The following is an 11,467-nucleotide window of genomic DNA, read 5'->3' as shown; positions in this document are numbered from 1 at the left end:
AAAAGCGGGAATAATTGCTTTTTCTGGCGGAAATTGGCGTTGGATAAATTGGTATTCACCATACCTTGAAAAAGTAAGAACAGGTTATAAAATGTATAGCAACGAATGGGGATGCTTTGATGAAATAAAGTGTGTTAATCTTAGAAAGAATTCTTTTAATGAACTCAAAAAAATAAAAACTATCAATGAAATTTTCAAATTAAAACCTACGTGTTTTCATTATGATCCTATTTCTTACGCTAAATTTGTCGAACAACCAGTTTTAGTCTTTAAAGGATTATTTGACAAAATTATTCCATCAAAAGCATCTGAGGATTTATACAATCTCTTTCCAAATGCAAAAAAAATACTGATACCATCTGGTCATAAATCCTCGTATCTTTTTAGAAGAATAATCACTAAAAAAGGAATAAATTTTTTAAAAGCTCAAAATTTTGTCGAAAAAGTTAGATAGTAATCCGTGGTAATAAATGGAATCATTATTGTTTCTTGATTATTGCTCTGATAATACAAACTTACAATATTATATACCCAATCAGTAAAAGAAACACCTTGGAGAAAACTTAAATAACCAGATTTCCCATATAGCAAAAATCTATAACCAATCTCTATACCTGAATAGTTGTCATAATACCAATTTAAACCCAACTTTAATGTCGAGTAAAAAGAATCATCTCTCAATCTTCTAACATACTCATCCATTTCTTCATCCGGATTAGAAGTAAATATATTAAAAATTGTTCCACATTCAACAGTTCCAAATATCTCCGTGTTATCCATGATATATCTTCCAATACCAACAAACCCTTTTGGAACCAATGCAAAAACATAACCTTGATTGGTAATCAATCCAGGTAAAACGATATTAAAATAAGTTTTAAAAGAAAAATCTTTAAAAAAGAAATTTGAAAAAATATAATTTTCAGAATATGAAAAATACACTTGTTCATTCGAATTCACTTCTTCTTGCATATATACTTTTCCTATAAACAGTGGATCAATAAAATATGTAGTGAAATTTAAAACAGTATTCTCTCCCAAATAATGTCTGTAATTAAAATTAAAGGCTCCTAATATATCCAAAAGTGGTTGTGATGACAATTCACTATCTTCCAATGCATATCCAATAGAGGAAAACTCCACAAAAAAACCTTTTTTATGTTTATTTCTAATTGCAGAAACTTCTCCAAATGCAACAACAAAAAATATAAAAGTAAAAATTATTATCATTTTTTTCACAAAACCACCCCTTGATTTTATTATATCATATAAATATATGATATAATAGATACAAAGGAGGGATTTTGTGGTAGTAAAATCTAGATTCGTAATTATACCAATGCCTGTAATGCAATTTTCTATGAAAGTGAGACCAGCAAATGCTGGTAGAGTATATTTATATTTGTATTCCATTTCAATAGCAGCCGGTAGAAAAATAACCCCATGGATTTCGTATAGAGAACTTGCAGAATATTTTCAAGTAAAATATGGAACAATAGAACTTTCATTCAAAGCACTATTAAACTTAAATGCAATAATCCCAGTAGCGCGAAAAAATAAGAAAGGATATGGTCAAAAATATATTGTTAATGTACCCAAATATGTCGATGATAAATTTATATTTATAGATGTTGAAGATTCCAAAATTTTTGACGATTTAATCCTCGACAAAGAAAACAAAACGTTTGTCTCCGTAATAAAAAGGTTTAAATCAAGAAAAGAAAAAGCCAAAAAAGATCAATTAAAACTATTTAATCTGGATAAATAAACTTATATAATAGATTTCGACTCCAAGACAACATGAAGTATATTTATGTTCCTTAATCTTTTTAATTACTTAAAAACTCTTTTAACCACAATGCACTCTCTTTTAAATATCTCTTTTGAGTTTTATAATCCGTATAAATAATTCCAAACCTTTTTGAATAACCTTCAATCCACTCAAAATTATCCATTAAAGTCCATATAAAATATCCCCTTAAATCTACTCCATCATTAACTGCCTTTAAAGCCATTTTAAAATGTTGTTCCAAGTAATCTATTCTATAGTCATCGTTTACAATTTCATTTTCCAATTTGTCCGGTCCTGCCATTCCATTTTCCGTTATATAAAGAGGTAATTTATACCTAAAATACAGTTTCTTCAACATATCATATAAACCTTGTGGATAAATTTCCCAGTTCATTTCCGTTTTTGGAAGTTTACCAATTACTTGTTTGTACATAAAAGGGCTTTCCGGTGAATACTCAATCAATTGACGCGTATAGTAATTTACTCCAAAGAAGTCTATATCCTTTGAAATTATTTCCATATCATTTTCATATATTTTTATTCCAAATCTTTTCAAAAATCCCTTTGCATTTTCTGGATATCTTCCAAATACAATAGGATCATGAAACCATCCATTTATTAACTCATCAACTAAAAGTGCAAATTGATAATCTTCCTCCCTCTCATTTGCAGGTTCTACTTTTGTTACAACATTTGTAATGCCTATACTACCATCCTTGATAATCTCTCTAAATGCTTCAACAGCATAACCATGCGAACGCAAAAGATTATGTGCAACTTTAATAGCTTCATTTAAATTTTTATGACCTGGTGCATGTATTCCCATAAAATACCCAAGATATGATGAACACCAAGGTTCGTTTAATGTAATCCAATATTTTACCCTATCTCCTAATTCTTCAAATATTAAAGCCGCATAATCTCTAAAATAATACGCTATATCATCACTAAGCCACCCACCTTTTTCATATAGATAGTAAGGTAAATCCCAATGATATAAAGTCACGAATGGAATTATATCTTTTTCTAATAATCTATCAACTAACCTATTGTAAAAATCTAAGCCTTTTTCATTCTTTTTTCCATCTTTTTTTACCACCCTTGGCCAAGCAATGGAAAATCTATATGAATCAAGCCCGAGTTCAGATATAATACTTATATCTTCTTCAAATCTATGGTAATGATCACAGGCTATATCACCATTTTCGTTGTTTTTTATATTTCCATTAATATGAGAAAAAACATCCCAAATCGAATGTTCCCTTCCATCTTCATCTACAGCTCCTTCAATTTGATATGCTGAAGTAGCGGCTCCAAAAACAAACCATTTTGGAAAATCACTTCTTTTTAATCTCATAATTTACCTCCTACTTTAATCTCACTTTTAAAATCACTGGATTGTGATCGGAATATTCAAAATTTAAATCCAAGTTCTTTACCTCTAAAATTTCCACATTAGGCGACACATAAAATCCATCAATTACCGTCACAAAGTTTTCGCCTTCCTTATATGGAAAACTCACAGATCTATTTGTTGGTGCATTTTTAGCCACTCCCCAACTCCATCCATTTAGATTAAAAAAATCTGGTAACTTTATGTATGAAGAAGGTTTTTTTTCTGTAAAAGTGAAGTTATTATCTTCAAAAAACTCACTGTTCCAGTCCCCACCAATAATGACATAATTTCCCTCTTTGTACTCGTCATTAGCAAGTTTCATGATAAATCTAAGTTGCTTTTCTCTGAGTACACCTGTATCATACGCACTTGGATGAATATTTAAAATTACCAAATCCTTTTTACCTCTATTCAACCTAGTTAACAATACACATCTATCTAATTGAAAAATCTTTGTTGGCCAGCTATATTCCCCAGGCAATGATATCCTTAACGCCTTATCAATTTCATATTTTGAAAATGTAGCAAGCCCAGCTGAAACCTTTCCCATAGGATTTAAAAATGGTACTGGAACATATAAAACCTTGTAATTATATGCAAACGCTATGTTATACTTTCCAATAGATTTTAAATAACTTAGTTCATTTATATAATTAGTTCTTCTACTATTTACATCTATTTCTTGCAACAAATATATATCAGAATTGTATTTCTTTAATACGTTTACAACACCATTAATGTATCTTTTTACTAAATTCTTTGGGACAACTGCGTTTTTTCCTCCGTCAAGGAAAAAATCCATTTCTTTCCCTAAACCTGCATATCCAATATTCCAATTAAAAATAGTTATAACATCCTTATCTAAATAGTTATTTACATTTTTCTCCACTCTAATTTCTTCAATCTTATCTGGTCTATAATCAAACAAAGTTGCAAACAATATTACTCCCCCTAAATATGCAACTATAACAAAAAATATAACCAAAAGAAAAAAAACTATCTTTTTCATACTACTCCCTCCCCATATTTATCAAAAACATAATAATTATTTTTGCCATTTCTTTTGGCCTCATAAAGCAGTTCATCTGCAGTATTAATAAATTCAGTAATTTTCAAACCAGATTGATAAACTGCAACTCCACCACTAATAGTAACCTTTCTATTGTCATTTAACACTTCACTCCAATTATATTCGTTAATTTCATCATATATACTTTCTATATTATTTAACGCTTTATCAAAATCATTGAATAAAATAACAAATTCTTCTCCTCCATATCTTGCACATATTTCTTCTTCAGAAGTATTTTTCAAAAATATCTCAGATAACTTTTTTAAAACTTTATCTCCAACAACATGTCCATACGTATCATTTATTGATTTAAAGTTATCAATATCAAAAATAGCCAAAACAGTATTTTCACCATATTTTTCAATATATTCCTCAATTTTATGCATCAAAACCTTTTTGTTGTACAATCCTGTAAGTGAATCAAATTGAGAAGCAAAAAGGTATTCTTTAAAATTGTTAATAGTAGAAAAAACAATTCCCAAGCTTTCACCAATTAATTCCAAAACATTCTTAAATTCATAACTTGCATTTTCAAACAACAATAAAGCATGTTCTTTATTATCATACTTAACCAAATATTTTTCAAAATTCTTTAATTTCTTTAAACTATCATCATTAAAATCCCCGTAAAAACTCCATGAGTTTGGAATAGTAGGTCTTTCAAAATACGATAACATCAGCGCTTTTGCATGACTTTTCGAGATATTTGTATTAAAGCTATAAAGTCTTGCTTCACTTTCTGATAGGATAAGTGTCAGAAATGAGTTGAATGAAAATAATTCGCTAAAGAGATCTTTAAGTTTTAGAATTAAGTATTCTTCATCTCTAATGTATTTTAAAAGATTTAAAATTTCTTTTTCATATACCTCTTCTTTTAACCTTTCCTCTACTATTTCAAAAATTTTATCACGGGTAATCGTTTGATAATTCTGCATCTTTTTTGTATAAAACTCTCCATTTTTCAAAGTATTAACAAAAAAAGATAATTGTTCTTTGTTGTTAAATATAGCTTTGGAATAAAAACCATTTGCACCACTTTTTTGGGCCCAAAAATTATTAATTTTATCATCCGAACTTGTTAAAATAAAAATACCAGAGTTTTCAAAAGCTTCATATTTTCTCAATACCAACGATAAAAATATGCCATTAATATCTGGCATGTTGTAATCTGTAATGATAATATCCGGCAAAATTTCAAACGCCTTTTTTATACCATCAAGTCCAGAATCTGCTGTAAACACATCAAAATAATCCTTAAAAAAATCTGAACTTACAGACCGCCAAAATTTACTATCATCAATAATCAATAATTTTTCCACAATTTTCCCTCCATCAACTTACTTACTTGATATTATACCAAATTGCAGATATAAAAAAAAATCCTCCGTTACATAACGGAGGATATCAAAAAAATTAATTTTCATATATCAAAATAATTTTCAAATTCTTTTGGATGTGGAATTGACATTATTTCCCTATCCTCAGAAATTTTCAATTTAATCCAATGTTCTATTAGTTCTTTTGGAAATAGTTTTAAATAATCATTATCATTTTCCAAAGACTGACATGCTTGAGTCAACGAATATGGAAGTGGTTTAATATTTTCAACATATAAATCTTTCTCAAAAGGTCCAAATCCTTCTTTTGTTGGATCCATTTTATTTTTTACACCATCTATTCCTGCTAAAATCATGGCAGAAAACGCTAAATATGGATTACATGACGCATCAATAGTCCTAAATTCTATTCTTTTCTTCTTGGTATCTTTCACATATGCAGGTATTCTTATCGCCGCTGTTCTATTTGCAAGGGCAAAAACAGCGTTGGTAGGTGCTTCATATCCAGGTACTAATCTTCTATACGAATTTGTAGTTGGATTAGTAAATGCCATAACAGATGGCGCGTGCTTTAATAATCCTGCGATGTACGATAAAGCTGTTTCCGATAAACCATACAATTTATCACCGGCAAATATGTTTTTTCCATCTTTAATCAAATATTGATGCACATGCATTCCATTCCCAGCTTCATCATACAATGGCTTTGGCATAAATGTTACTATTAATCCATACTCTTTTGCAACTTGTCTTGCAATGTATTTTACTAACAATGTATAATCTGCCGCTTTTAATGCGCTTACAAAATTCAATTCAATTTCAACTTGACAAGTTCCTACTTCATGGTGGTGATATTTTACCGGAATACCATACTCTAATAACTTTGATACTATCTTATTTCTTACCTCCATCAACGTATCAAATGGTGGTATTCTATGATAACCCTTTTTCTTTCCAATAAAATACTCACCTGTTTCTTCAGAATTCCAAAATCCCTCTCTACTATCAATTTGTACTGTTACTTCATTATTTGAAATTTTATATCTAACATCTTCAAAAATATGAAATTCATATTCTGGACCAAAACAAACCTCATCAGCTATATCTTTTATACTATTAAGTGTAGATTTTAAAATCGTTCTAGGATCATGATAAGAAGGTTTCCCAGTATTTGCATCATAAACATCGCAAATTAAACTTAAAACTTTTTCTCCTCCAACATTTTCAATAAAAGCTGTTTCTGGATCTGGAATTAAAATCATATCGCTATTTTCTACAGATGCATATCCCAAATTTGACGCATCAAACCCCACACCATCACAAAATGTCTTCTCAGAAAAATTTGTCCTTGCAAGTGTTACATGTCTCCACTTTCCCCAAATATCCACTACTTTCAAATCTATAAAATTAATTTTTTCACGTTCTACAATACTTAATAATTCTTTTATTTCCATAGCACACCTCCAAAAAATTATATTTTGCATTAATAGTGTAACACGCAAAAATTATACTAACAAGGATAGAATAAAATAATTATAAGCAATATTTTCAAAGATAACCCAAAAACATTGCTTATACTCCCATTAACTATTTTATTCACATTTTATCTGGGATAAATACAACTAAAGGTGGGATTAAATGTCTGAAAATTTTTTAAATTCGTCAATATTTTCTTTTCTTCCCATTATCATCAAAGCGTCGTTCTCTCGCAATTCCAAATCACCGCTTGGGCCAAAAATTGTATCGCCTTCTCTATTAACAGCCAATACCATAACTTTGAATCTCTTTCCTATATCCAAATCAGATATCTTTTTATTTACCAACACACTGTTTTTCACTATTTTAATTTCCTCAATTCTATATTGCTCATTTCCAAATGCAAACAAATCAACAAAGTTAACACTTTCTGGTCTTGTAGTTAATCTTGCCATTCTAGTACCAGCAATTTCCGCAGCTGCTACAACTGTAGTTGCACCAGCATATATTAGTTTCCTAATTGACGATACATCAGTAACTTTGGAAATTATCGTTAAACTTGGGTTCAAGGTTCTTGCACTTAATACAACAAAAACATTTACCGAATCTTCTGGAAGTGTTGTTATTAATGCTTTTGCTTTTGAAATCCCAGCATTTAACAATATATCCTCTTCCGCTGCATCTCCAACTATATATGGAACTTCTATACTATACATTTCCAATAAACGCTTTACATTTTCTTCGCTTTTATCTATTATTAAAAAACTCTCCTTTTCTCTGATCAATTCTGCAATTACATATTGTCCAGTTTTTCCTGCACCAACAACAATAATATGATTTTGCATCTTTTCAATCATTTTTCTGTTTCGCCTCTCTTTCATGTAATCGCTAAGTTTTCCTTCAACAATAATTGCCGTAACACTTGATATTCCATATAAAACAACACTAATCCCCATAAAAATTAGAATAGAAGTAAAGATTCTTCCAGTGGTGGAAAGTGTTTCTGGCATTTCATAGCCAACCGTTGAAATGGTTATCGCTGTAAAAAAGAACGCATCAACAACCGGGAGCCCTTCAAAAAGATGGTAATATAAGACTCCCGTTATTAATATTATTAATATTAATACAGTAAAAAGAAAAATTTGTTTTATGAGTAATTTTCCTACGTTCTCATTCATTGTTCGGTATATAAGGGATTATACATATAAATTCAGCATATTCATCCCCAACGTTAACAAATTGATGTTCTTCATTGGGTTTAACAAAAATAAAACTTCCTTGCTCAGCTTCAAATTTCTCATTTTTTGTAACTGCTTGGATCTTTCCTTTTACCACAAAAATTTCATGTTCCCAATCATGCGAATGATATGGTGTATTCGCACCGGGCTTTAATCTAAAAAGTCTCATAACAAAATTCTTAGCCCCATCCTTTGAACCAATCAATATTCTTTTCTCAATTTTCCCATCATCTATTATTATAGGCTCTACTTTTTCTGGTTTTGATATTATCATTTAGATGCCTCCTTTCAATTACCACATATCTATAAGGTTCAACACCTTCAGAATGAGATACAACATCTGGATATTTTTTCAAAAATTCGTGTACTAATCTTCTTTCAAATGAAAACATTGGATCAAGTTCTATCCTTTTTGCACCATTTCTAATCTTTTCTACGGCACTTCCTACAATTCTCCTAATAAGTTCTTTTCTCTTTTCTCTATAATCTCCTGCATCTATAATTACCGTGATTTTTATATCAGAAAGTCTGTTTAAAAATATTGTTGCAATATGCTGTAAAGCACCTAATCCCTTACCATGTTTTCCTATTATCTTTCCAATACCTTCTCCTTGAATTTTTGCAATAAACACTCTGTTATTTTTTGAAAACACACTTATTTCTATTCTATCATCAAAGTATTTTATCACATTTTTCAAAAATTCCTGTAGTCTTCTTTCATAGTATTCTTTCTTTATGGTAATTTCTACAACCGCATCTCTTGCTAAAAAGCCAAAAAAACCACTTGAACCCTTATCTATAACCAAATAATCATATTCTCCATTTTTAATACCCATATTTTCCTCAAAAATTGTCAAAATTTCTTCTATACTCTTTCCAGTCAATGTTAACTTCTTCAAGCTATTCACCCCTTATTTGGTAAGCCCCAGAGTTCTCTTTGTGTTAACCCTTTAATTTTGTATTTTTTATAAATATAATATGTTATTCCAAGTTGAATTAACGTATTTGCAGTGTAATACAAAAACACTCCACTTGGCAATCCTATGAACAGGAATGGGAACACAAAACTCATAATTATACTCTGCCATGCCGTTCTTGTATCCTGACTTGTAATCAATGCAAGATAATATCCTGCAAGAATTTGTATAACTAAAAACACCCAATTTGCTGAAAATCCCCCAGCTGTTAAATCCTTCCATATGAGAAATTGTCCATTAAATGCAAATTCTTCCTGATAATACCTTATAACTTGATACAAAACTATAAATATTGGCAACTGCACAAACGCCATTAGACACCCACTTGCTGGATTAATATTATTCTCTTTATACGCCTTTAAAAGTTCTTGTTGCTGTTTTTGAGGATCTTTATACTTTTTCTTTATTTGTTCCACAATAGGTTGCATTTTTCTCATTTTAATCATAGACTTTGTCTGTGAATGATACAATGGATAAAGTATAAATCTGACAATTATCGTAAAAACAATAATTGTAAGTCCGAAATTCTTAGTAAAATTATTTATCCATCCAAAAAAGTAAACTAATGGATATAATATTACATCAAACCATCCTCCAACCCCAGAAATTGTTTTTAACATCTCTGAAATCGTGGAATAATCTTCTCCAAATGCATCTTTTATAAGGGTCTTTTTATAAGGACCAATATACGCTAGGAATCTCAGATTTGTACCTTTCACCTTATTTGCACCTAACGTTTTCCCAGAAAATTTTACTATAGAAAGAATATCTCCTTTATTATAAAACGATACAAAAACATTATCGCGCAATCTATCATTTTCCTCGTAACCAACCCTTGGAATTGATACAGTAATTTCATCATTAGAATCAATCGAAACATTAAATGTATAATTTGGACCTTCTTTAAAACTGAATATTTTTTCAATATTCCCATAATTAAAGACCAAAGTTAGTTCAGAGTATTTTTCTCCATCTTTTAATCCCTGCCACTTAAAAGTAGGAGTCGAATTTACATTTTCCAGATCAAAACCATCATTAGAATACAAAAATAATCTTGTTCTTCTTTCAGTAATTCTATACACTTCTTGTAAATTACCATTATAGTCAAATTTATATTCTGCAAGTTTAGTAAACACGTAAATACCATCAGTTCTTTCTTCAAGAGTCATAGTTCCTGCTAACACAAAAAAAGCCAATAACAAAAAAATGACGGTAATCGTTTTCTTCAACTAGACCGCCTCCTTCTGATTATATAAAATTCATCTGGTACTGGATCTTCCCCACCTTTATAGAGAGGATTGCACCTTAAAACACGCCTGAAGCCCAGGAAAAGACCTTTAAGTACACCAAATTTTTGTACCGCTCGATAAGTATACTCCGAGCACGTCGGAGTATATATACACGTCGGTGGTTTTAATGGAGAAATAAATTTTTGATAAAATCTAATCATTAACATTACTATTTTCTTCATCATTAATCCTCACAAATAATTTTAACAATTCATCTTTTAATTCTGTAAATAATATCTTGTCAAAATTTTTTGAAAGATGTTTCCTAGCAATTATTAAATAATCGAATCCTTTTGGAATAATCCCTTTATTATTTCTTATAATTTCACGTAACCATCTTTTCAATCTATTCCTTTTCACGGCTTTACCAAACTTTTTTTTTACCGAAAAACCGTATCTACTATAATCTAGACTGTTATTTACATACAAAATTACTAGATAACTATTTTGTATACTTTTGCCATTTTCAAATATATTTTTAAAATCTTTCCTGAGCTTCAAGCGTTCATGCTTTTTTAAGGTATTTCCACTTATACTGTTAATCTCCATCTTCCTTTTCTTCTTCTGTTCTTCAATACTCTTCTTCCACCTGCAGTCTTCTTTCTTGCTAAAAATCCATGTGTTCTTTTTCTCTTAATCCTTGATGGTTGATATGTCCTCTTCATACACTATCCTCCTTTTCTAAATTTTGTCCTTTTATATGTTATCATAAATTTAATTATTTATCAACTTATATAGAGTCTGTTTCAAAAATAGTAAGAGACTAATCCGAAATCAAAAAATAGATACAAAAATATAATAAAATACTTTTGAATTACCTTTGAATAACCTTTTCTAACAATAAACAAAAAAATTGCTACATACAAATTGTAGATTAAGAACTTTAATAA

Annotated in this window: 13 protein-coding genes and 1 pseudogene; 2 read left to right on the top strand and 12 right to left on the bottom strand. The window is 29.7% G+C overall.

The genetic code is table 11. The annotated features are described in order from the left end of the window. Positions 1-454 (top strand): annotated as a pseudogene (locus AS157_RS06860) (alpha/beta hydrolase); the annotation flags it as partial. On the opposite strand, the gene AS157_RS06855 reads toward AS157_RS06860, so the two are convergent. Beyond that, entirely contained in the window at positions 427-1,239 is an 813-nt protein-coding gene (locus AS157_RS06855; protein WP_231450407.1) for a hypothetical protein, read from the bottom strand. The pseudogene AS157_RS06860 and the gene AS157_RS06855 sit on opposite strands and share 28 nt — an antisense overlap. 67 nt (positions 1,240-1,306) lie before the next feature. Between AS157_RS06855 and AS157_RS06850 the strand changes: the two genes are divergently transcribed. Next, a complete protein-coding gene (locus AS157_RS06850) occupies positions 1,307-1,768 on the top strand; it encodes a hypothetical protein (RefSeq protein WP_075666613.1) in 462 nt (153 codons plus the stop codon). A gap of 61 nt (positions 1,769-1,829) precedes the next feature. Here the strand turns inward: AS157_RS06850 and AS157_RS06845 are convergent, their stop codons facing one another. The 11 genes from AS157_RS06845 to rpmH all read right to left on the bottom strand — a co-directional run bounded on the left by AS157_RS06845 (position 1,830) and on the right by rpmH (position 11,242). Then, positions 1,830-3,149 carry a GH1 family beta-glucosidase gene (locus AS157_RS06845; RefSeq protein ID WP_077290021.1) on the bottom strand — a complete coding sequence of 440 codons (1,320 nt, stop codon included), beginning with the start codon at positions 3,147-3,149 and terminating at the stop codon, positions 1,830-1,832. A gap of 10 nt (positions 3,150-3,159) precedes the next feature. Beyond that, on the bottom strand, positions 3,160-4,197 hold the full coding sequence (locus AS157_RS06840; RefSeq protein WP_077290020.1) for an endonuclease/exonuclease/phosphatase family protein: 1,038 nt from the start codon (positions 4,195-4,197) through the stop codon (positions 3,160-3,162). Next, positions 4,194-5,579, bottom strand: a complete 1,386-nt coding sequence (locus tag AS157_RS06835; protein ID WP_077290019.1) for a GGDEF domain-containing response regulator — start codon at positions 5,577-5,579, stop codon at positions 4,194-4,196. The genes AS157_RS06840 and AS157_RS06835 overlap by 4 nt, the downstream gene beginning before the upstream one ends. A 101-nt stretch (positions 5,580-5,680) precedes the next feature. Beyond that, positions 5,681-7,051: a type I glutamate--ammonia ligase gene (glnA, locus tag AS157_RS06830; RefSeq protein WP_077290018.1), complete on the bottom strand. Its 1,371-nt coding sequence runs from the start codon at positions 7,049-7,051 to the stop codon at positions 5,681-5,683. A 180-nt stretch (positions 7,052-7,231) separates the two neighbouring features. Further along, positions 7,232-8,251, bottom strand: coding sequence for a potassium channel family protein (locus tag AS157_RS06825; RefSeq protein WP_077290017.1), 1,020 nt, complete (start codon positions 8,249-8,251; stop codon positions 7,232-7,234). After that, on the bottom strand, positions 8,244-8,585 hold the full coding sequence (locus AS157_RS06820) for a cupin domain-containing protein (RefSeq protein ID WP_077290016.1): 342 nt from the start codon (positions 8,583-8,585) through the stop codon (positions 8,244-8,246). The genes AS157_RS06825 and AS157_RS06820 overlap by 8 nt, the downstream gene beginning before the upstream one ends. Next, a complete protein-coding gene (gene jag, locus AS157_RS06815; RefSeq protein ID WP_231450405.1) occupies positions 8,539-9,219 on the bottom strand; it encodes an RNA-binding cell elongation regulator Jag/EloR in 681 nt (226 codons plus the stop codon). Before jag ends, AS157_RS06820 begins: the two co-directional genes overlap by 47 nt. Next, positions 9,216-10,457 (bottom strand): membrane protein insertase YidC, encoded by a 1,242-nt coding sequence (yidC, locus tag AS157_RS06810; protein ID WP_369819181.1) that lies wholly within the window; start codon positions 10,455-10,457, stop codon positions 9,216-9,218. Before yidC ends, jag begins: the two co-directional genes overlap by 4 nt. Before the next feature lie 56 nt (positions 10,458-10,513). After that, the gene (yidD, locus tag AS157_RS06805) at positions 10,514-10,759 is read right to left on the bottom strand and encodes a membrane protein insertion efficiency factor YidD (RefSeq protein WP_077290013.1); all 246 of its coding nucleotides are present in this window, start codon (positions 10,757-10,759) and stop codon (positions 10,514-10,516) included. Continuing rightward, entirely contained in the window at positions 10,731-11,126 is a 396-nt protein-coding gene (gene rnpA, locus AS157_RS06800) for a ribonuclease P protein component (protein WP_077290012.1), read from the bottom strand. Before rnpA ends, yidD begins: the two co-directional genes overlap by 29 nt. Next, the gene (rpmH, locus tag AS157_RS06795; protein WP_075666602.1) at positions 11,108-11,242 is read right to left on the bottom strand and encodes a 50S ribosomal protein L34; all 135 of its coding nucleotides are present in this window, start codon (positions 11,240-11,242) and stop codon (positions 11,108-11,110) included. The genes rnpA and rpmH overlap by 19 nt, the downstream gene beginning before the upstream one ends. Positions 11,243-11,467 lie beyond the last annotated feature (225 nt).

Source organism: Thermosipho sp. 1244, assembly GCF_018588215.1.
Classification (GTDB): domain Bacteria; phylum Thermotogota; class Thermotogae; order Thermotogales; family Fervidobacteriaceae; genus Thermosipho; species Thermosipho affectus.
The sequence above is the reverse complement of the archived record's forward strand: the minus strand, read 5'-3'. Positions and strand labels throughout refer to the sequence as shown.